Source organism: Caballeronia sp. AZ10_KS36 (assembly GCF_023631105.1).
In the GTDB taxonomy this organism is placed as follows: domain Bacteria; phylum Pseudomonadota; class Gammaproteobacteria; order Burkholderiales; family Burkholderiaceae; genus Caballeronia.
In genome coordinates, this window is the sequence record NZ_JALQDQ010000040.1 from 312,683 (window position 1) to 333,914 (window position 21,232).

The window sequence follows — 21,232 nt, forward strand, 5'->3', positions numbered from 1 at the left end:
GTCTCCTTGGTTTGTCTCTCGATGTCCTGCGTTATTGGTTGACGTCGCGCGTGTCACAGCTTGCGTCGCTGGCTCAGCGCATCCAGCAGGACTGCGGCGAAGATCACCCCACCCTGAATGAACTGCGTCCAGAACGGATTCACGCCCAGCAGCGACAGGCCGACGTTGATCACCCCGATCAGCACGACGCCGATGAACGTGCCGACGATCGAGCCGCGCCCTCCCGCGAGCGACGTGCCGCCGATCACGATGGCCGCGATGACCTGAAGTTCGAGACCGTTCGCCGCCGACGGCAGCGCCGAATTCAGCCGTCCCGCGAGCACGATGCCCGCGATCGCCGCCGTGACGCCGGCGAGCATGTACGTGAGAAACACGACGCGCCGCACCGGAATGCCCGCGAGGCGCGCGGCCTCCTGATTGCCGCCGACCGCGAACACCTGATGACCGAACGTGGTCTTGCGCAGCAATACGTGGCCGATCACGAAGACGACCAGCATCACGATCATCGGCATCGGCAGGCCCGCGATGGCCTTCGCGCCGAACACGGTGAACGCGTTCGGGAAGTCGAACTTCGTGCGGCCGTCCGAGATGGCAAGCGTGAGGCCGCGTGCCATTGCCATCGCGGCGAGCGTCACGATGAACGGCACGAGTCGCAGCCAGGAGATGGCGAAGCCGTTGATCGCCCCGACCGCCGCGCCGGTCGCCAGCGCAATGAAGAGCCCGCCTATGCCGAGACCGACCGCATCCGGGCTCGATCCCGCCATGAAGGTCGCGGCGACCATGCCGCTCAGCGCGACGAGCGATCCCACCGAAAGATCGATGCCCGACGTGATGATGACGAAGGTGCCGCCGACCGCCGCGATGCCAACGACGGAGACCTGCACCATGATGTTGGTGAGCGTGCTCGTCGTGAGGAATTCCGGCGATGCAATCGACAACGCGACGCAGATGATGACGAGCGCCGCGAACAATGGCCCGATGCCGCTTCTCAGTTGACGGATCACGCGGCGCGACAGCGCTTCGGTGTCCGCCCGGTTGGCTGCCGTGGATGTCATGCCCCTGCTCCTGTCGTTGCCCATTGAATCACCGTTTCGGAGTCCGCCTTGTCGCGCGGTATTTCAGTCACGATGCTGCCGCGATACATCACCAGCACGCGATCCGACATGCCGAGCAGTTCCGGCAGTTCCGAGCTGACCATGACGACCGCCGCGCCCGCGCGGGCCATCGCCACCATGTGCGCGTAGATCTCGGTCTTCGCGCCCACGTCGATGCCGCGCGTCGGTTCGTCGAGCATGATGACGGCGGGATTCGTCGCGGTGGCGCGTCCGAGAATGACCTTCTGCTGGTTGCCGCCCGAGAGCGTGCCCGTGATTTGCAGCACGGACGAAGCGCGCACGCCGAAGCGCGTGCTCGCGTCCTGCGCGAGCTTGCGCTTTCTCGCGCCGCGCACGAAGCCGCCGCTCGCGAGCGCCCGGAGACTCGACAGCGCAATGTTCTCTTCGATGCTGGCATCCAGCACGAGCCCTTCGAGCTTGCGATCTTCCGACGTATAGACGAGCCCGTGACGCACGCCTTCGTTCGGCGAATGATTCGAGACCTTCCTGCCTTTCACGAAGATCTCGCCATGCGTGGCGGGCAGCGCGCCGAAGATTGTCTTCAGCAGTTCCGTACGCCCCGCGCCCGCGATGCCCGCAATGCCGACGATCTCGCCGGCGCGCACCGTGAAGCTCGCGTTGCGCAGCAGAGGCGCGCTTGCGAGGTTGCGCACTTCGAGCACGACCTCGCCGTAGTCGCGCGGCTCCCACGGATAGAACGATTCGAGATTGCGCGCGACCATCGCCTGCACGAGCTCGGCTTCGGTCCATTGCGACATGGGACGCGCGCCCACGGTCGCGCCGTCGCGCATCACGACTGCGGAATCCGCCAGCTCGAACACTTCTTCCAGATGGTGCGAGATGAAGATGATGCCGAGTCCTTCTTCGCGCAAGCGCCGCACGACCGCATACAGGTTCTCGATGTCGTGGCTTTGCAGCGCGGCGGTCGGCTCGTCCATCACGAGGATGCGCGCGTCGCGTGCGATGGCCTTGGCGACTTCCACGAGTTGCCGCTTGTTGAGCGGCAGATCGCCGAGGCGCATCCACGGCGCTACGTCGTCGAGGCCCACGCGCGAGAGCGCCTCGCGCGCCATCGCATGCGCCTCGCGTTGCCTCACGAAGCCCTTGCTCGCGGGCATGCGGCCGAGAAACAGATTCTCCGCGACCGTCATGTCGTTGATGAGCGAAAGCTCCTGATAGATGACGGCAACACCGGCGTCGATGGCGGCGTTCGTGCCGCGCGCAAGCGGCTTGCCGTCGATTTCGATGTCGCCTTCGTCCGGCTCGTAAGCGCCCGAAAGCGTCTTCACGAGCGACGACTTCCCCGCGCCGTTTTCGCCGACGATCGCCATCACATGTCCGGCCTGCAATTCCAGGCTCACGCCGCGCAGCGCCTTCACGCCGGGAAAGCTCTTGACGATGCCCTGCATGCGCAAAAGCGGCGCCTTCGTGCTCGAAGGCGCGCGCGTGCGCGGTTCGGTTTCGACTTTCATGTTCGCATTCCGCTCGCGGCCGCGCGCCTCAAAACGCGCGGCCGCCGGTTGGCCTTACTGCTTCACTTCTTCGGACCACAGGCCGTACTGTTTGACCGCGTCCGAGTCGATGTTCGACTTGTCGATGAGCATGGTCGGCCACGCATAATTCGCGGGGACGTCCTTCTTCGCGTTGAAGTCCGCGATGAACTGCAGCGACTTTGCCGCCATCTTGATGGGGTTCTGCGAGATGGTCGCGTCCTGCTTGCCCGCGCGAATCGCGGAGAGGGCCTGTGCGGTTCCGTCCGCGCCGATCACCATGATGTGCGCCTTGTCGTCGAGCGGCTTGTAGCGCCCCGCGTTGTCGATGGCTTTTTCCGCGCCCACGGTGTTGTCGTCGTTGGCGCCGAATACCGCGTCGATTTGCGGATACTTCTGCAGGATGTTGGTCATCGCGTTGAGCGACTTCTCCTGGTCGAATGCGCCCTCCTGGCGAGCCACCACCTTGATGTCCGGATACTTCGCGATCTCGTCGCTGAAGCCCTTCTCGCGATCGGTCGCCGCCGTGGTGCCGACGAGACCGATCAGGTCGACGACGTTGCCCTTCTCCGAGCCGTATCGCTTCTTGAGCTGCTCCGCGATCCACTTCGCCGCCGTCTGGCCGAGCGCGACGTTGTCCGACGCGACGAAGGACGTCACCTTGCCGCCGTCCGATCCGCGATCGAGCGTGAAGACGGGAATGTTCATCTGGTTCGCTTTCTCGACGGCCGGGATGATCGCCTTCGAATCGATCGGATTGAGCACGAGCGCCGTCACGCCCTGACTCAGCAGATTGAGCGCATCGTTCACTTGCTGCTGCGCATCGCCGTTCGCGTTGGTCTGCACGAGGTCGAAGTTCTGATCCTTCGCCCCGCGCTCGACGCCGGCCTTGAGGCCCACGAAGAACGCGTTGTTCAACGTCGCGATGGAGAAGCCGATCTTGGGCTTCGCGCCGCTCGCGGCGGCCGCCGGTGCGCTTGCCGGTGCACTCGCCGGCGCGCTCGCGCTTTCGCTCGCGCTCTTGGCAGAACCGCTGCCCGACGATGTGTTTTCGCTCTTGTTGCATCCCGCGAGCGCGGCGGCGCAAAGCAGCAGCGCCCCGGTGGATTTGCCGAACGTTCCCCAACTATCGAATCGTGCAGAACTCCAGGCCATCACTGTCTCCTTTGTATGAGTTGTTCATTGCAGTTAGCTTCAGGTCGTGTCGCGGGGTTTCAATCGTTCTTGCTGCGCTTTCCGTACGTCTTGAATCGTTCCAGCACCTCGTCCATCTGCTCGTGGCTCAAGATAGGCGGCGTGCCAAGCTGCAACGCGAGCAGGTATTGCCTCGCGAGCACTTCCACTTCATGCGCGAGCCACACGGCGCGCGGGAGATCCGCGCCGAGCGCGACAACACCGTGATGCGCGAGCAGACACGCGCGTCTTCCTTCCAGCGCGGCGAGCGCGTGGTCCGACAGCGCTTGCGTGCCGAAGAGCGCATACGGCGCGCAGCGTATCGACGCGCCGCCTGCGGCCGCGACCATGTAGTGAACGGCCGGTATATCGCGGCCGTGAATGGCGAGCGCCGTTGCCGCCGTCGAGTGCGTGTGCACGACCGCATGCATGTCCGGGCGCGCACGCAGCAGGTCGCGATGAATACGCCATTCCGACGAAGGCCGTTCGACGCGAAAGACATCGTCGTCGTCGCGCACGTTAAGCGGCAGATACACGATGCTCGCGGCGTCCAGCTCGCGTGCCGGAACGCCGCTCGGCGTAATCAACAGGCCGTCGCCCAGACGCGCGCTGACATTGCCCGACGTGCCCTGATTGATGCCGAGGCGTTGCATTTCGAGCGCCGTCTCCACGATGCCCCGGCGCAGCGTGTCCTCATCCGTCGCGTTCATGCCGCGTTGCCTTCGGCGGCGAAGAGGTTTCTGAGCGAACGCTCGAACGGCGCTTCGACGATGCCTCGTTCCGTGATGAAGCCGGTCACGAGGGCGTGCGGCGTCACATCGAATGCGGGATTGCGCGCCTTGATGTTCTCCGGCGCGATACGTTGCCCGGCGAGATGCGTGACTTCGGTCGCCGAGCGCTCCTCGATCTCGATGCGCTCGCCCGTCGCGGTCGAGAAGTCCAGCGTCGAAGAAGGACACGCGACATAGAACGGTATGCCGTAATGGCGCGCGGCGATCGCGAGGCCCAGCGTGCCGATCTTGTTCGCAAAGTCGCCGTTCGCGGCCACGCGGTCCGTCCCGACGATCACGAGATTCACGAGACCCTGCGACATGATCGAAGCCGCCGCGCCATCCATGATGAGCGTCACGTCGACGCCCGCCTGCTGCAACTCGAACGCCGTGAGACGCGCGCCTTGCAGCAGGGGCCGGGTTTCATCGGCAAAGACGTTGAATGCGACGCCCGCGCGATGCGCCGCGTAAATGGGCGCCGTCGCCGTTCCGAGACCGGTGGTCGCGAGCGCGCCTGCATTGCAGTGCGTGAGCACGCCGCTCCCCGGCCGGATGAGGGACATGCCATGCAGGCCGATGCCTTCGCATAGCGCGATGTCTTCCTCGTGGATGCGCTTCGCTTCATCGACGAGCACGTCGTAGAGCGCCGCGCCATCCTGCGCGTCGCATTCGCGCGCGCGCCGCACCATGCGCCGCAGGCTCCAGCTCAAATTGACCGCCGTGGGACGCGCGCTGTCGAGCCACGCGGCGCGCCGTTCCAGTTCCGCTCGAAACCGCGCCACGGGCAACGCGCGCGCATCCTGCATCGCGACGCATAGCCCATAGGCCGCCGCCACGCCGATGGCAGGCGCACCGCGCACGCGCAGTTCATGAATGGCCCACCACACGGCGGCGGCATCGGCGGCATGCTCTACCACGATCTCGTGCGGCAGGCGCGTCTGGTTCAGCAGCAGCAGTTTGCCGTCACGCCACTCGATGGTGGGCGCGAGCGCAGGAAACAAGGGCTGCGAATTCATTCATGCTCCAGTCAGCGTTGTTCGACGGCCTCGCGCTGCATGTCGCGCGCGAGCAGGGTGACATCTTCGATGCCGGTCAGAGCGGCGCGCTGCACGAGCAGCGCTTCGGCACAGCGCAGGCAGCGCACTTCGATTTGCGCGCGCACGTCGGCGTCGGGAATGCGCGTGATTTCCGCGACCTTCGCCATGCCGACGATGCGCCGGATAATCTTGCAGCCCGCGAAGCCCAGCGTGTCCGCCAGAAGCCGCCGCATGAAGTGCGCGCGGTATGCCTCGGCCGCGCGGCTATCCGCCGATCCGCCGATGAAGGGCCGGCCGCTTCGGCTTTCGTGATCGCGCCAGAGCGCAAGGAACTTCGCGCTGAAGCCGTTCCAGATGCGCGCCGTCTGATCGAGCAGCCATTCCTGATACGCGCCGGGATCGCCGCCATCGAGGCGGCCGTGATAGTCGCGCGAGAAATACGCGAGCAGCAGGTTGGCGATCAGCGCGCCGATGTCGAAGCCCATCGGCCCATAGAAGGCGAACTCAGGATCGATGACATAGGTCTCGCGCTCGTTGACCATGATCGAGCCGGTGTGCAGGTCGCCATGCAGCAGCGTTTCCGCATGATTCATGAACGCCCATTTCATGTCGGCGGCGGCGAGGCGCAACGCATCGTCGGTGCGCAGGCGGTCGAGCGCGGACTTCGGCAAGGCGGCGCTGTAGACGTTGGACGGATGGTCTTCGAACGGAAACGTGAAGACGAGGTCTTCGGTGATCTTGCACAACTCCGCGTTCACGGCCCCGCCCACGGCCTGCTTCTTGATGTCGGGTGAAAGATAAAGATCGGAGCCGAAGAAAAGCGTCTGCGCGAGATACGTCGACAGATGCTCGGCCATGAGCGGATACCTGACGCCGTCCATGAGCCCGTGCCGCAAGATGCGATGCGACGAGAGATGCTGCATGACCATCAGGAAGCGCTTGCTGTCCGCGTGAAAGACCTGCGGCACATGCTGCGGACACAACGCGCCGAAGCGTCGCAACGCCGCGACTTCATGCTCCATGCGCTGGCAGGACAGCGGCCAGTTCTTGCCGACGAGCCGCAGAAACGGCGGCGCCTGCTTCACGACGACGCTGCGCTCGCGCGCCTTCGCATTGGTCACGAAGTACACGAAGTTGAGATTGCCGTCCCCCACTTCGACGATCTCCAGATCATCGGGATCGCCCAGCCGCGCGCGCACTTCGGGAATGCCGCCGAGGTAATCGGCAAGTGCGGCTGCGGTAAATGCTTCGAACTCCATCGGTGTCTCCTCCGATGTGTTGAGCGCGCAGGTCAGCGGAACGCTTCAGCGACGTTTGCGCACCAGGTCGAACTTGAAGATGCTCGTGTTGTAGTAGTCGTTGCTATAGCAAAGCGGCTCGCCGCTCTGATCGAAATCTACTTCGTCCAGCAGCAGAAACAGACCGAAGCCGTCGCCCAGTTCCGGCAAGTCGCGCGGCGTGAGGATGGTCGGCTGTATCGACGTATGCGTGTGGGACAAACGGCGCCCGGTACGCGCGAACATGCCGAACAGCGACTCACCCAGTTCTCCGTCCGCGGCATCGAACAGCGTCTTCGGAATGGTGTCGATGCAGTACGCGGCAATGGCGTCGTCCGCGCGGCGCACGCGCTCGATGCGCACGCATTCGTCGCCTGCCTCGATACCCAGCTTGTCCGCAAGACTCTCCGATGCCCCGACGATGTCCATGCGGATGCGGCTCGTCGACGGCACCGCGCCGACGCTCTTGATCATGTCGGTCACGGACATCAGATCATCCAGCCCGCCTTGCAGCTTGAGCGAAATTTGTCTGATGAAGGTTCCTCTGCCTTGCACGCGTTCGAGCAGTCCATGCGAGATCATTTGCGCGACCGCTTCGCGCAGACTCGAACGCCCCACGCCCAGCAGCTCGCATAGCTCGATTTCCGTTGGAATCTGGTCGCCGGGCTTGAGCTTGCGCTCACGAATCATCGTGAGAAGCGACTCCTGGATCTTGTCGCTCATCGAACGCTCGACGCTTAGACGCATGGGACTCCCGCAGGTGGCATGAGGTCAAATATACATCAGACGTCTGATGTTCCTGTTGGGATTTTCCCTTAGCTGCGTGCGCTCATCTACATGACCAAACTCCCGCAGTTGCAGCAATTTTCGCCACGCAATCCGGCCCACGCTGGCGCATGCGCTCGTCGCATTGCAATAACGCGCATCGCCTCGCGGGAAAAAGTGCGGTGCAACGCACGCGGCATGAGAGACCGGCGAATGCTTGCGTGTGTAGAATGAGCCGTCCTGAAGTACGGCTCCGCATGCGCCGATGAACGAGCGCCCGGAAAGAGAGCCGATCGAAAGGCAACCCCAAGGAGACGGCAATGTGGTTTGTCGGCAAGAGCGAACTGCTTTCACTCATCCAGCGCAATTGCCTCGACGAGGTAATGCCCGCGTTCAGCGATCACCGAACGCTCCGCAAGAACACCATCGTTTATCGCCCCGATGAATCGAGCGAGCACGTCTATCTGCTCAAGAGCGGCAGCGTGAGGCTGTACCGGCTGACCGAGGACGGTCAGGAAATCACACTCGCGTTCGTGAAGGCCGGCATGATTTTCGGCGACGGCGACGTGCTGAATCAGGCGAACTATTCGCATCACGCACAGACGCTCGCGCCGAGCATGGTCTGCTTCATCCGCAAGCAGGATTTCAAGGACCTGCTCGCACGCTATGACGTCATCAACCAGTTCGTGCTGCGCAATCACTACCTGCGCTGGCAGGAAGCGCAGCAGTTGATCGAGAACCTTTCGCTGCACGACGTGCGCAAGCGGCTCACCAACATTCTCGTGATGTTCTCGGGACAAGTGGGCATCGCTTGCGATTACGTCGATCACGGCGATGCGATTCTCATCGACTTGCCGATAGCGCAGGACAAGCTCGCGGAATTCATCGGCACGTCGCGCGAATCGGTGAACCGGCATATCAGCGATCTCAAGGCCGAAGGTCTCGTCGACATGCGCGAACGCAAGATCGTGCTGACGCCCGCGTTCGTCTCGCGCTTCATCGGCAGAACGCACGCGCTCGCCACGGCTTAGGCGATATTCGCGAGTGCCCGCTTGACGGCGGCCACGCCGCTTTGCGGGCTCGACAGCACCGGCACGGCCAGAGAGCCGAGCGCGGGCACGAGACGCGCCATCGAAACCTGCGCCAGCACGATCACGTCGACCTGATCGGCCAGTTCGACGATCGCCCGTTTCACGATGTCGTCGTGCCGGCCCGCGTCCCCCGCGAGCAGCGCCTCGAATGCGCCTTGCGCGATGCATTCGGTCACGTCGACCTGCCGTCCGTGCTCGGCCGCCTTGCTGCGAATGAGACGGACGGTCGGCTCCAGCGTGGTCGACACCGTCGCGACCACACCGACACGCGAACCGATCGCGCTCGCTTCTTCGGCCATCGACTCGTCCACTTTGACAATGGGCGTGCGAATGAGGCCGCGCAGCAGATCCGTCGCTTCGCCGACCGATGAGCATGCGTTCAGAATGATGTCCGCGCCCATGCCCTGCGCGCTCGACATGTACGCGTAAAGACGCGCGGTCACTTCGGGCGTCAGGCGTCCTGCTGCGCGCACATCGGCAAGCAGGCTGTCGTCCACGATGTTGATGACGCGATCGCCCGGCAACTGCTCTGCGAATTGCGCCTTGAGCGGCTCGACGGTAACGGGTCCGGTATGCACTACGACGATCTTTGCCATGCTTCGCTCTAACGTTTAAATGAGTTGATGTCAGGCAGTGGCGAGCGCCATCACCTTCTCCTGGTTTGCTTCCTCGCGGCGCAACTCGCCGCTAATGCGCCCTTCGCGCACGGTCAGAATGCGATCGCTCACGGCGAGTACTTCGAGCAGGTCCGACGAAATCACGATCACGCCGATGCCCTGCGACGCGAGCCGCGCAATGAGCGCATGCACTTCCGCCTTGGCGCCGATATCGATGCCGCGCGTAGGCTCATCGACGATCAGCACCTTCGGTTGCCGCGCGACCCACTTCGCAATGACGATCTTCTGCTGATTGCCGCCGCTCAGATTCACCACTTTCTGCTCGACGCCCGGCGTCTTGATGCCGAGCATGCGCACGTACTCCGCGCAACTGGACCGCTCGCGCGCCTGCTGCACAAACTGGAACGGCGAGTAGCGCGAGAGATGGGTCAGGCTGAAGTTCTCGCGCACGCTCATGCCCAGCACGAGCCCTTGCGCCTTACGGTCCTCGGTGACGAAGCCGATGCCCGCGCGAATCGCATCATGCGGATTGCGGATCGCGACCGGCTTGCCCTCCATCAGGATCGAGCCGGTCGAGGGGCGCATGCCGAAGATCATCTCCATGATCTCGGTGCGTCCCGAGCCGACGAGCCCCGCGATGCCGAGCACTTCGCCGCGATGCAGCGTGAAACTGATATCGCGTATGCGTGCATCGGCGGACTTGCTCTGCCTGAGCGACAGATCGCGCACTTCGAGCACCGGGCGGCCGGTCGCGTGCGATTGCGGCTCGCCATAAAGCTCGCTCAACTCGCGGTCGACCATCTGACGCACGAGCGTTTCACGGGTCACGCGGTCGATCGGCATGGTGCTGACCGTGCGGCCGTCACGCAGCACGGTCACGCGATCCGCGAGCTCGAAGACCTCTTCGAGCCGATGCGAGATGTAGACCACGGCAATGCCCCGCTCCCGCAAGCGCTTGACGAGTCCCAGCAGCACGCTCGTTTCGTGATGACTGAGCGATGCGGTCGGCTCGTCCATGACGATGACCTTCGACTGCGCGGACAGCGCCTTCGCGATCTCGATCATCTGCCGCTGGCCGACGCTCAGTTCGCTGACGCGCGTCGCCGGATCGACGTCCATGTCGATCATCTGCAGCACCTCGCGCGCTTCGCGATGCATGCGCGCGCGATCGATGAGGCCGAAGCGCGTGAGCGGCTCCTTCGCCAGAAAGATGTTCTCGCCGACCGTCAGATTTTCGACGACCGCCAGCTCCTGATAGATGATGTTGATGCCGAGCGCGCGCGCATGATTGCTGTTCGCGATCGTCACTTCGCGACCTTCCACGAGGATGACGCCGCCGGGATCGGGCGCATACACGCCTGTCAGCACCTTCATGAGCGTGCTCTTGCCTGCACCGTTTTCGCCGGCGAGCGCGAGCACTTCGCCCCTGTAGATGGCCAGATCGACGTGGTCGAGCGCCTTCACGCCGGGAAACGTTCTGGAGATGCCGCGCATCTCCAGAAAGGGCTTCGTACGGTCGCCGGCGGGCGTCATTTGGTGTAGCTGCCGATGTTGTCCTTCGTCACCACCGTGACGCCCGTGTCGATGTCCTTCTCCTGCGTCTCCTTACCCTGGATCTGCGCGACGAGATGCTGAACCGCGAGCGAGCCCATCGTCACCGGACGCTGCACCATGATGCCCTGAATGTAGCCCTCTCTCAGGCCCTTGAGCGTATCCGGGAGGTCGTCGAAGGCGAGCACTTCGAGCTTGCCTTTCATCGCGCCGAATTCCTTCGTATTGAGCACCTTCGCGACCGCCGGGCCACCGACCTGACTCACGCCGAAGATGCCGTTCAGGTTCGGATGCGCGCGCAGCGTCGTCTCGACAACGGACACGCCACGCGCGAGGTCGTCGTCCGTGCCCTGCGTCTCGACGATCTTGATACCCGGGTACTTCGCGAGACCCTTCTTGATGCCGGTGATGCGCTCGTTGAGATTCACCGCGCCGAGCTGCCCCGTCACGATCGCGACTTCGCCCTTGCCGTTCAACGCACGGCCCATCGTGTCGGCCATCGTCTCGCCTGCCTGCACGTTGTTCGTGCCGATGTACATCGAGCGGCCGCTCTTCGGCGAATCCGAATCGTAGGTCAGGACTTTCACGCCGCTTTGCGCGGCCCGCTTAATGACGCCTTCGACTGACTTCGGCTCGTTCACGGAAATGGCGATGCCATCCACCTGACGCGAGATGAGGTCTTCGATGATCTGCACTTGCGTCGAGCCCTGCGTGTTCTGCGGCACGACCCATTGATACTTGACGCCGGCCTTGTCCGCGGCGGACTGCGCGCCCTTGTTGCAGTCGTCGAAGAACGGCACCGCGACCTTGGGAATCACGGCGACCGATATGTCCTTCCCCTCCTTCGCGTGCGCAGCGCTGCCGAGCGTCGCGCAAAGCGCGAGCGTCAAGCCCGCGATAATTCTCGGCGTGGTCTTCATGCTTCGTCTCCCGTTATGGTTTCTGTCGATTCGGCTCGGATCAGGGCCCTTTGCGGCGCACGCGCCATATGTCGATGCTCACCGCAATCAGGATCACGCAGCCGGTAATGGCCTGCTGCGCATAGGTATCGATGTTGAGAAGCACCACGCCGTTGGTGATGATGCCGGCGAGCGCCGCGCCGATGATCGCGCCTTCGACGCTGCCCGCGCCGCCCGAAAGACTCGCGCCGCCGATGGCCGCCGCCGCGATCACGTCCAGTTCCGCGCCGAATCCCGACGCCGGTTCCGCCGATACGAAGCGCGAGAACGCGATGACGCCCGCCATCGATGCGATCAGTCCGGACAGCACATACACCGCGAATTTCACGCGGGCGGTGCGCACGCCGGACAATCGCGCGGCCACTTCGTTGCCGCCCGTCGCGTAGACGTGACGGCCGAAGCGCGTCTGACGCATGACGACGGAGAACACGCCGGTCATCGCGAGCAGGATGACAACCGGAAACGGCACGAAGCCGATATAGCCCTGCCCGATGTATGTGAACGCATCCGGCACGTCCGGCGTAACCGGCACGCCCTTGGTGATGATGTACATGAGCCCGCGCCCGATCGACAAGGTGCCGAGCGTCGCGATGAAGGGCGGCAACTGTATCCACGTGATCATCAGGCCGTTGAAGGCCCCTACGATCACGCCGACCGCGAGCCCCGACAGAACCGCGGCGAATGCCGTCATGCCGTGCTGAAAGGCGAGCGCCGTCACGAGCGACGACAGCCCCATGACCGAGCCGACCGAGAGATCGATGCCGCCCGTGATGATGACGAGCATCATGCCGATGGACATGAGCGCCACGAGCGAGAACGAGCGGAACACGCCCATCAGATTGTTGGTGGTGAGAAAGTACGGCGAGAACGCGCTGATCAGGAGTCCGACCAGCAACACCACGGATAGTACGTTCAGCTCGCGGATGCGCAGGCAGGCACGCAGCAGAGCCACGCCGCGCGATGATTGCGGCTGCGGCTTGTTCGAACCTTTGTTCGACGCTTTATTCGACGATAGTGCGCTCACCGATCGCTCCTCCGTTCAGGCTGAGGCCGATCATAGGCGCGATGGAAACGGCAAATCTGTGACGCGCGTCATAGTCGCGCATCGGGGATGACCCGTAGAACAACTCGCGCGCCGCTATGACGCGCGTCACAGAAATGGAAGGCCAAGAACGGCTACGATGCGCGCACACACTGTCGAATTCAAAAGGAGCGCAGCATGACGAAGCGAGTGATTGTGACCGGCGGTAGCGGGCTGGCCGGCAAGTGGGTGGTGGAGGATCTGGTCGCGCACGGTTATGAAGTGCTGAACGTGGACCGCGTGCCCATGGCGAAGGGCACCGCTCGCACGCTCATTACCGACATCACCGACGCGGGACAGGTCTTCAACGCGCTGGCATCCACGACGACGCCGAAGGAGTTCGACGATGACATCGAGCCCAAGCCGATCGACGCCATCGTGCATTTCGCGGCCATTCCGCGCATTCTGGTCACGACCGACAACGAAGTCTTTCGCATCAACGTGATGGGCACCTACAACATCCTCGATGCGGCGTCGAAGCTCGGCATCAAGAAGGTGATCGTCGCATCGAGCGAGACGACATACGGCGTGGTGTTCGCGCATCGGCATCGCGACCCGGTGTACTTCCCGCTGGACGAAGAGTATCCGGTGGACCCGATGGACAGCTATGCCACGTCGAAGGTCATCAACGAAGTCACGGCCAAGGCGTTTCACGCCCGCACGGGCGCGGACATCTACTGCTTTCGCATCGGCAACGTGCTCGATCCCGCCGACTACCAGAAATTCCCGGCGTGGCTCGAAAACCCCGCGTTGAGAAAGCGCATCGCGTGGAGCTACATCGACGGACGCGATCTCGCGACGGCGGCGCGCCTCGCCATCGAGAACGACGGTCTCGGATTCCAGGTGATGAACGTCGCCGCCGACGACGTCTCGTCGGATCTGCCCACCGCCGAATTGCTGAAGCGCTTCTATCCGAACGTGCCGGTCAAGAAGCAGTTGGCGGAATCCGAAACCCTGCTCAGCAACGAAAAGCTCAAGCGCTTGCTCGGCTGGCAGCAGGCTTACAAGTGGCGCGAGCAGGTGGCGAAGTAAAGCGCGCGCGGTGGAGCGCATCAGCCGACCTCGATGCGCCTTCATCGACGTAACGGTTCATGCCGGTCCCGATCTGGCTTTGCGTGAGCGATGGCCGCAGGATCGCCACGCCGCGGCCGCCGCGATGTCGCCTCGATCAGCGTGGGCCGCGCGCGCGGCGGCACCGCGCGGCGCACGCCGAAGATCTCCGCGAGATTGGCCTGCGGCGCGTGTATCGGCCGGATCACATTCAATGACCCGCTCATGAGCGGCGTGACGCCCGGTCCGTGTCCGCTCACCGTGCTATCTCCATGCACGACGACGCCGATGGTCACGAACCCGCTGCGAAAAAGCGGGCCGCGCCGGGCATCGGCATGCATGATCGCCACCATGTCGCCGAAGCGCAGGCTGCCCAGCCGGTAACGCTCGCGCGTCTGCCGGTCGGCGAGCTGAATGTCGTAATCGCCACGCCATGCGGTGTTTTTGCCGAGTCCCGATCCCATCACGCGCGCCGGCACGAGATGGGTGACCGGAACATGCAGCTTGCCGTCGCGCTCGACGAGGCCCCAGCGCCGGATGAGAGCGGGCGACGCATTGAAGACGTCGATATCCGGATGATCCGTGAGCCGCATGCCGGGACCGACGGAGTGAACCTGCATCCGGTCGCCGATGCGCAGACGCCGCAGCACTTCGGTGGGAAAGTCGACGAGCACGTGATTCACGCCGCCGTGCTTGCCCGTGACGAGACCGATGCGTCCCTCGCATGGGCCGCTGATCACATGCACCGCATTGCCCACGCAGGCATACGTGAGCAGCGCGTTGTTCGGCCCGTCGCGCGGACCGACGATTTCGCGTCCGTTGTGATGCAGCGCGACGCCCGGTTCGGTGTGATCGCTGGCAAGCCCGACGCATGCATCGCCGATACGTTTGTTCAGCGCGATGCCGCCCGTGCCGTGCAGCACGCGCGGCACGCCGTCGTAACCGATGCGATACGCCGACGTGCGCCCGACCGGATGCGCGATCTGTCCGGTCACGGCCGCGGCGACCAGTTCGTCGGTGTTGATTCGCGGCGCGCCGGCACGCGTTGTCGCCAGTTCGCTCGGCATGATTCACGCTCCCTTCTACGGCCCGACGGATGCGCCGCGCGGACTGCCGCGAGCCGCCGCCGAGTCAGACCGGATACCACCACGCCCGCGCTTCGGACCACGCGTCGGACGAGCGGGCATCGTCCGAACGGTTCTCATCCGCGGATGAGGCGTTCCACCTTTCAGCCGTCACATGCACGACGGCGAGCCGCGGCAGGCGCTGGCACAGGCCCGTGAGACCCGCCTGCGCCAGCGCCTCGCGCAAGAGCGCGCGTTCCGCCGCGAAAAGCGAGTCGGGCGACGCGCTGTCGGCTTCCTCCACGAGAATGTCCAGCTCGCGCAGCCTGGACACCAGCGTGGGCTCGCACTCGTCGCCGTTCAGCGCGCCTCGCGCGGTCAGGATCATCGCGGCATCGAGCGCCGCCGACAGCGGCAGCGTGTCGATGCTCGCCGTGCCCGGGTCCCAGTGCGCGGGCCAGTCCATGTGCCAGTCCATGGCGCGCCTGCCGCGACCGCGCTCGGCGCGGGCGGCGAGACTGTCGGCGAGCGCTTCGTAGTGTTCGATGAGACAGGCATCCGCGTGATCGAGCAACTGCGATTCGGCGAGACGGTCGCCGATCCAGCGAAACGGCCAGGACGCGGCATCCGTCTGCTCGCGCATCTCGATCCACGCGCCGAGCACGTCGCTGCGCGGTGCCACGGACGCGTCCGCGTCCTCGTTCGGCAGGACGGCCCGGAGCCAGTCGCTCGAATCGATCAACTGCCAGAACGTGCGGGTGAGCCACGGCTCGACGACGTGCGTCAGACGCAGCGCCAGCTTGATGCCGCCTGGCGTCGCGAGGATCAGCGCCGGATCGAGCACACACGAGAGCTTCCTCGTGTGGACGTGGACCAGCATGTCGGATGCGTGCATGGCTTTCCTGCCTCACGTCTTACGCGGCCGATGGCTCATGGTTCACCGGTCGGCCACTCGTGCTCAAACGGCCACCGGCTGCGGCACGCCGAGCACGCCTCGCAGCGCCGGCGTCACGCCGGGGAAGCCGCGTCCTTCCGGCGTCATGCGATACGCGGCGACCCATGCTTCCGCGTGCGCGCCCATCGGCCGGACGACGCTCTGGAACAGTATCGGATCGACGGCGGTCTTGAAGTCGTTGTCCGCGATGAACTGAAGGATGCGCCGCCCGCTTTCCGCCATCTTCGCGCGCTGCGACGGCTCCGCGACGCCGCCGAGGTAGCGGTTGGACACGATCTCGACCACGTCCCACTTCGTGTTCGCATCGAAGGACTTCTTGATGTCGGGCGCATCGAGGAGCTTCAGCACCTGGATCAGGTAATGGCCGGTCTCCATCGTCAGCGCGAAGATGTTGCCGTAGGTCGAGCGGTCGAGCGCATAGCGCAGATCCAGCCCGATGCGCTGCACCGTCGCGACGCTGCCGAAGGGCCGCTGTTCGAGCATGGGGCCGCCGCGGATCACTTCGCCGATCATCAGGTCGCGGAAGTACTGGCTCACGGCGACCATGAATCCCAGCAACTGGCGGTGGAAGTTTCGATTGACGATCGCGCCCGCGGGCGCCGGGGCGGTGCCGTAATTGAACGCCCGCCGGTACGCGACCATGCGGTCCTGCCGCGTATAACGCAGCGGACGCCACTTTTCGAGCAGATACAAACCGCGCGCGCCGGGTCCGCGCTGAATGCGCATCTTGCCGAGGCGGAAGAGCTTGAGCAGTGTCTCGGCGACCTCGAAGATCTTCATGCGCTCGTGCTGATAGATGTAGTACAGCTCGGCCGCCGCGTGCAACTGGCTCGGCACGATGGAATCGTCGAAGTCCGGCTTGATGTACGCATAGCCGACCTTGTCGAAACCGACGACGCCTTGCTGCCCGAGGCCAATCAGATCGAAAAACGCCGACTCGCCGCTGTCGCCATTGGGCTTGCCGAGCAGTTCGGCGAAGCGCTGCTCGAACTGCGACGCCGCGGCGTCGCGCTGTTCGGGCGGCAGGCTCGCGAGCTGTTCCTGAAGGAACGACTCCCACAGCCGCTGAATGGTTTCCGTGGTATTGAAGTTCATGGTCCCGCTCCTCGGGCACGTCGATCAAGCCAGCTCGACGATCACAGTTTGCTCGACCCGCGCTAATGCGATCAGACGCTCGTTGATTTCCTTCTCGTATTCGTCCGGCGGGATAGGGCCATACAGATTGCCGATTTCATCCACTATCCCTGAGGGAATGTCGTTGCGCTCGCCGATCTCATTGCCGAACGATTCGCCAAGCTCATTGAGTTTTTCTGTCAGACCCTCCGAGGGCTCCTCGTGCATTGCCGCGAGCAATACCTCCTTCAAGCGCGACAAATGCCGCAGCACGCGGATAGCGACGGAAGAAAGATGCGTCGGCCAGTCCGCCTGCCGGTTCATGATGCCGGCGAGCAGGCGCACCCGCTCCCCCGCTTCGCAGACGCACTGGCGCAACGCCGCCGTCTGCGTAGCGATCTCGCTGAGACTCGGCTGACTGGTAATCGCCTTCGCGACGCAGTCGATATTCCGGTTGGTCGTGTCGAGCAGCGTCTTCAGGTCGTTCAGCAGCGTGCCCACCGGCGCGGCAAGCGCCACGTTCACATTCGGATTCAGATTCGCGAGCGCCACGCGGATGTTGTCGCCTGCATCGTTGACGGCCCGCGTCAGCGCGTCGAAGTTGTCGTCCTGCTCGATGCGCGCCATGCAGAGCGTCTGCGCGATGGTCGGGCTCGGCGCGGCGGCCGGAGGAAGGCTTCCCCATCCGCCATATTTGTCTATCGTCATGATGTCCTCCCGCAAAAGCGGCCGGCGACGCGTGAATGCTTACAGGCGATCGAAGAGCGTCTGTTCGAAGTGCGGCGGAATTCTCGGATCGAGCGGCGTGCACGAAGCGGGGACGCCGCCGCCCGTCGCCTCGCGGAACAGGTCGAGCGCACGGTCGATGAAGAGCGGCAAGATGCCTTCCGGCCCGGTGGTCGAACTGTCGAAAATCTCTTCGACGGACACGCAGCCAATCGTCATCTGCTCGACGAGCGGACGCCATTGCAGATCGCTGTCCCGCTGCAGGCAGAGTTCCTCGTGCATCACGTCGACGAAGCGCAGCGCGGACGGCGCGCCGCCCATGAAGCTCAGATTGTTCTTCACGATGCTCTCAAAGCTCGCCACGGTCGTCGTGACCGACCAGTAGTTCGCGTCGAGCGGGCGCAAGAGGCGGCGGATCGCGTCGAGTTCGTTGATGACCGCGTCGGGAATCACGCCCGCCACGCCGGCCACCACGGTTCCGGTGCTGCAGAACGCGCGCGGCCGCTGAAGGTTGCCGCGGAACGGCCACATTGGGCCGAAGAACGGCTCTCTTGCCTGCGCGCTCGCGTTGATCGGGTTCGACGCGACGATCACGTCGATCAGGAAGCTATATGCGGCGGCGCGCGCTTCCGGCAGACCGAGATCGGCGTCGCCTACGCAGTAGAAGTCGATCGAGCGGTCGATGTCGTACAGCAGCTTGTCGAGCACGATCTGGGCGAGCACGGTGTCGTGATCGCACGCGCAGTCGGTCAGGCAATCCAGTTGACGGGCGAGCGTGCCACGATGATTGACGACATTCATCAGCCGGTTTTCCGCCGGCGTGATCGGCGACGGTCCGTACAGCCCGTAGTTGAGCACCGAGGGCCGCGCGACGCGCAGCAGCCGGAAACCGCCAGCCGGCATGAATCCGTCGATGAACAATTGCAGCGCCTCCAAAAGCGTCGCCAGTTCCGGCGACACGTTCGGAATCTGTCCGAGCGTCGATTGCACGAAGCGGTTGAGCCGCGCGAGCGGTCCCCACGCGGTGGCTCCGATCGCCCGCGATCCGCTCGACCCGCCGCCGCTCGCGAGCTGCACGACTTCGTCCATGGTGCGCGCGAGTTCGCCTTCACCGAGCAGCGAGCGCAGATCACCCTGTCCGCGCGCTTCGAGCATCGCGGCGAGCTGCCGGTACGATTGCAGTCCGCGCGGCCACGTGCTTCCCTGTCCGACCATCGCCGCGACGCCGTCGACCTGGCGCAACGCATTCAGCACGGCATCGCGACGCGCCTGAAGCTCGGTGAAGGGCGCCTGCAGCAGGAAGTGACCGCCCGCGAACCCGAGGTTCGCCAGTGCTTCGCCCATCAGCACGAGGATCACGGCGGACACTTCGTCGAGACTCTGGCCGAGATCGCGAAAACTGCGGTTCAGGTCCGGCGTCAGCACGCCGATCATGCGCGCGAGCCGCGCATAGTCGCCGAGCTGGCGTCGCATCGCGAAAGCCTTGTCGCGCTGGCGCGTGTCCATCGACATGCGCGCGGCCGCCACGCCCTCGTCGATGGAGCGCACGATCACCTGCTGCCAGCCTTCCAGTTCCGGCCGGATGTCCTTGCTCTGGTTGTCGTCGAGCAGACGCGCGATATCGGTGTCGACGTCGTGGCGGGCCTGGTTCAGATCGATGTTGGTCGCGGCGAGCGGCGGCGGCGCAGAAGGCCGGACCACCGCAGTGCGCAGAAACGGCATGCCCTGCGCCTCGCCTTCGATCGCCTGCGCGCGAACGTCGGATTGATAGCGGTCTGCCAGCGCCTGCGCGATCGCCTGAGGATCGCGCGGATCGCCCACCTTCAGTTCGCGCCGGATGAGATTGTCGATGGCGAGGGTCTGACGATCCGGCATCGGCGAAAGGGCGTTCGGGGTTTCGTTCATGGCGGCTACCTACCTTTGGCAAGTCCTGGCGTCGGAGAATTCGTTGCTGGTCACGCTGCCGTCTTGTAGTGCGAAGGCTCGGTGGCCTTCTCGCGCAGGTGATCCGTCAGTTGTCCGATGACGTTCTCGGCCAGCCGGCGCGGCGCAATACGGCCGGCTTCGAGCGCATAGTGCGCCGCGCTCACGAGATGACGCGGCGGCAACTCGGCCGGACGTTCCTCGGCGAGGCAGCGCGCGCCCGCCCGGATCGCGTCCTCGTCCTCGCGGCGAAACGGAATGATGTCGGCAAGCGCGCGCTGGGCGAGATTGCGGCGCGTCTGAAACGCAATTTCATCGACGACGTCGGGGATCACGCGCGGCGCGCTCGACATGAGCGCAGCCGGTATGCGGTGCCCCTGCGACGGCTTGTACAGCGCCTGCCAGACGCGCAAGAGACGCGTCCCGTCTTTTCCGAAGCCCATGCGCCGCAGCATCTCCGCGAGCAGGTAGACGCGCAGATAGGCCGTCGGATGCGCGCTGCCCGGCCGGTACGTCATGCTGCGCGGCCCCGGATTCGCGAGAAAGTCCGCCATGCCCCACGCGGCGGCCGGGCCGCCCAGCAGCAGCGCGGCGAGATCCGCGAAAATTTCCTTGTGCCAGCGTCCGTAGACGGTCGCGACCAGCGGATCGCGCGACGACCCGAGAATGCGCCGCAGCACGGCCTGACGGTTCTCTTGCCAGATGCCGAGATCGGCCTGCAGATTGTGCGCCACTTCATGCAGAAAAACGGACTGCCACGGCTGGTCGCGGTCCCAGGGAATGCGAATCAGCGGAAACGGGTTCGGCTCGCCCAGAAGGCGCGACAACTGCACGCCGCGCCGCATCGTCGCGGGCGAATAGCCGTGCTCCAGATAGCACACCGGCTTGAGCAGCGGACCGTCGAAGATGCGCGGCGCGGCCTGGCGGATGGCCCGGTAGCAGTCCTGCGCGATGACATCGTGCGCCGCGAGCGCCGGCCCGAAGCTCGTGCCGCGTTGCGCGAAGACTTCGTAGAACATGCCGAAGAGACGGCGCGCGCGGTCGAGCTCACGTTCGACGAGTGCGATGTCGATCAGCACGCGCTGCGGCGGGCGTTGCCGCCAGCCCTTGCGCAATTCGGCGGAACGCGCGCGGATTCTCTGCTCGACGCTCGCGAGCCGTGCATTCGCCGCGCGAATATGATCCGCCGACGGCGCATAAGGCATGTCCTGCGGCCGCAACCCGACGAATGCATTGTCGATGCGCGCGAGCCGCGACAACCGCGCCGTCAGGCCGGTGATTTTCGCTTGGAGAAAACGCTCCACATTGCTCATGGCGGGCTCCGTCCGCTGCGTTTGCCAGATCGCGCCGCTAGCGGGACCCGCGGATGACGATCGTCACCGGGCCGCGCAGACGCAGGCGGCGTGCGCCGCCGCAATGCGGGCACGCGCCGCCGCCGCGCTGCGTCCGGCGTCCCGAGGCGGCCGCCACGGGAC

Annotated in this window: 19 protein-coding genes; 2 read left to right on the plus strand and 17 right to left on the minus strand. The window is 64.7% G+C overall.

The features are described from left to right. Nucleotides 1-53: 53 nt before the first annotated feature. Genes NCR35_RS26905 through NCR35_RS26935 form a run of 7 tightly spaced genes read right to left on the minus strand, consistent with a single transcriptional unit; the run spans nucleotide 54 to nucleotide 7,585 of the window. Nucleotides 54-1,055 (minus strand): ABC transporter permease, encoded by a 1,002-nt coding sequence (locus NCR35_RS26905; protein ID WP_248323863.1) that lies wholly within the window; start codon nucleotides 1,053-1,055, stop codon nucleotides 54-56. Further along, nucleotides 1,052-2,587 (minus strand): sugar ABC transporter ATP-binding protein, encoded by a 1,536-nt coding sequence (locus NCR35_RS26910; protein WP_250536962.1) that lies wholly within the window; start codon nucleotides 2,585-2,587, stop codon nucleotides 1,052-1,054. The genes NCR35_RS26905 and NCR35_RS26910 overlap by 4 nt, the downstream gene beginning before the upstream one ends. A 54-nt stretch (nucleotides 2,588-2,641) precedes the next feature. Further along, nucleotides 2,642-3,760: a sugar ABC transporter substrate-binding protein gene (locus NCR35_RS26915; protein ID WP_250536963.1), complete on the minus strand. Its 1,119-nt coding sequence runs from the start codon at nucleotides 3,758-3,760 to the stop codon at nucleotides 2,642-2,644. A gap of 59 nt (nucleotides 3,761-3,819) precedes the next feature. Further along, nucleotides 3,820-4,488, minus strand: a complete 669-nt coding sequence (locus NCR35_RS26920) for a class II aldolase/adducin family protein (RefSeq protein WP_250536964.1) — start codon at nucleotides 4,486-4,488, stop codon at nucleotides 3,820-3,822. Further along, nucleotides 4,485-5,564 carry an S-methyl-5-thioribose-1-phosphate isomerase gene (gene mtnA, locus NCR35_RS26925; RefSeq protein WP_250536965.1) on the minus strand — a complete coding sequence of 360 codons (1,080 nt, stop codon included), beginning with the start codon at nucleotides 5,562-5,564 and terminating at the stop codon, nucleotides 4,485-4,487. Before mtnA ends, NCR35_RS26920 begins: the two co-directional genes overlap by 4 nt. A gap of 11 nt (nucleotides 5,565-5,575) precedes the next feature. Further along, on the minus strand, nucleotides 5,576-6,844 hold the full coding sequence (mtnK, locus tag NCR35_RS26930; protein WP_250536966.1) for an S-methyl-5-thioribose kinase: 1,269 nt from the start codon (nucleotides 6,842-6,844) through the stop codon (nucleotides 5,576-5,578). A 45-nt stretch (nucleotides 6,845-6,889) separates the two neighbouring features. Further along, nucleotides 6,890-7,585, minus strand: coding sequence for a GntR family transcriptional regulator (locus NCR35_RS26935; protein ID WP_244851537.1), 696 nt, complete (start codon nucleotides 7,583-7,585; stop codon nucleotides 6,890-6,892). 362 nt (nucleotides 7,586-7,947) lie between these two features. Between NCR35_RS26935 and NCR35_RS26940 the strand changes: the two genes are divergently transcribed. After that, on the plus strand, nucleotides 7,948-8,658 hold the full coding sequence (locus NCR35_RS26940) for a Crp/Fnr family transcriptional regulator (RefSeq protein ID WP_250536967.1): 711 nt from the start codon (nucleotides 7,948-7,950) through the stop codon (nucleotides 8,656-8,658). Here the strand turns inward: NCR35_RS26940 and NCR35_RS26945 are convergent. The 4 genes from NCR35_RS26945 to NCR35_RS26960 are packed head-to-tail and all read right to left on the minus strand — an operon-like array spanning nucleotide 8,655 to nucleotide 12,869. Continuing rightward, nucleotides 8,655-9,314 (minus strand): aspartate/glutamate racemase family protein, encoded by a 660-nt coding sequence (locus NCR35_RS26945; RefSeq protein ID WP_250536968.1) that lies wholly within the window; start codon nucleotides 9,312-9,314, stop codon nucleotides 8,655-8,657. The two genes, NCR35_RS26940 and NCR35_RS26945, sit on opposite strands and share 4 nt — an antisense overlap. Nucleotides 9,315-9,344: 30 nt before the next feature. Next, complete coding sequence (locus NCR35_RS26950; protein WP_250536969.1) at nucleotides 9,345-10,868, minus strand: sugar ABC transporter ATP-binding protein; 1,524 nt, start codon at nucleotides 10,866-10,868, stop codon at nucleotides 9,345-9,347. Next, entirely contained in the window at nucleotides 10,865-11,806 is a 942-nt protein-coding gene (locus NCR35_RS26955) for a sugar-binding protein (RefSeq protein ID WP_250536970.1), read from the minus strand. Before NCR35_RS26955 ends, NCR35_RS26950 begins: the two co-directional genes overlap by 4 nt. Nucleotides 11,807-11,846: 40 nt before the next feature. After that, nucleotides 11,847-12,869 carry an ABC transporter permease gene (locus NCR35_RS26960; RefSeq protein WP_502801728.1) on the minus strand — a complete coding sequence of 341 codons (1,023 nt, stop codon included), beginning with the start codon at nucleotides 12,867-12,869 and terminating at the stop codon, nucleotides 11,847-11,849. 195 nt (nucleotides 12,870-13,064) lie between these two features. Between NCR35_RS26960 and NCR35_RS26965 the strand changes: the two genes are divergently transcribed. After that, nucleotides 13,065-13,958, plus strand: coding sequence for an NAD-dependent epimerase/dehydratase family protein (locus NCR35_RS26965; protein WP_250536971.1), 894 nt, complete (start codon nucleotides 13,065-13,067; stop codon nucleotides 13,956-13,958). Nucleotides 13,959-13,999: 41 nt separating this feature from the next. Here the strand turns inward: NCR35_RS26965 and NCR35_RS26970 are convergent, their stop codons facing one another. The 6 genes from NCR35_RS26970 to NCR35_RS26995 all read right to left on the minus strand — a co-directional run bounded on the left by NCR35_RS26970 (nucleotide 14,000) and on the right by NCR35_RS26995 (nucleotide 21,070). Further along, nucleotides 14,000-15,043, minus strand: coding sequence for a DUF4438 domain-containing protein (locus tag NCR35_RS26970; RefSeq protein WP_250536972.1), 1,044 nt, complete (start codon nucleotides 15,041-15,043; stop codon nucleotides 14,000-14,002). Between the two features lie 64 nt (nucleotides 15,044-15,107). Then, on the minus strand, nucleotides 15,108-15,935 hold the full coding sequence (locus tag NCR35_RS26975; RefSeq protein ID WP_250536973.1) for a hypothetical protein: 828 nt from the start codon (nucleotides 15,933-15,935) through the stop codon (nucleotides 15,108-15,110). Nucleotides 15,936-15,998: 63 nt separating this feature from the next. Then, nucleotides 15,999-17,090, minus strand: a complete 1,092-nt coding sequence (locus NCR35_RS26980) for a hypothetical protein (protein WP_244851529.1) — start codon at nucleotides 17,088-17,090, stop codon at nucleotides 15,999-16,001. Nucleotides 17,091-17,114: 24 nt separating this feature from the next. After that, on the minus strand, nucleotides 17,115-17,816 hold the full coding sequence (locus NCR35_RS26985; RefSeq protein WP_250536974.1) for a hypothetical protein: 702 nt from the start codon (nucleotides 17,814-17,816) through the stop codon (nucleotides 17,115-17,117). A 39-nt stretch (nucleotides 17,817-17,855) separates the two neighbouring features. Beyond that, nucleotides 17,856-19,739, minus strand: coding sequence for a hypothetical protein (locus tag NCR35_RS26990; protein WP_250536975.1), 1,884 nt, complete (start codon nucleotides 19,737-19,739; stop codon nucleotides 17,856-17,858). A 50-nt stretch (nucleotides 19,740-19,789) separates the two neighbouring features. Next, complete coding sequence (locus tag NCR35_RS26995; protein WP_250536976.1) at nucleotides 19,790-21,070, minus strand: hypothetical protein; 1,281 nt, start codon at nucleotides 21,068-21,070, stop codon at nucleotides 19,790-19,792. Nucleotides 21,071-21,232 lie beyond the last annotated feature (162 nt).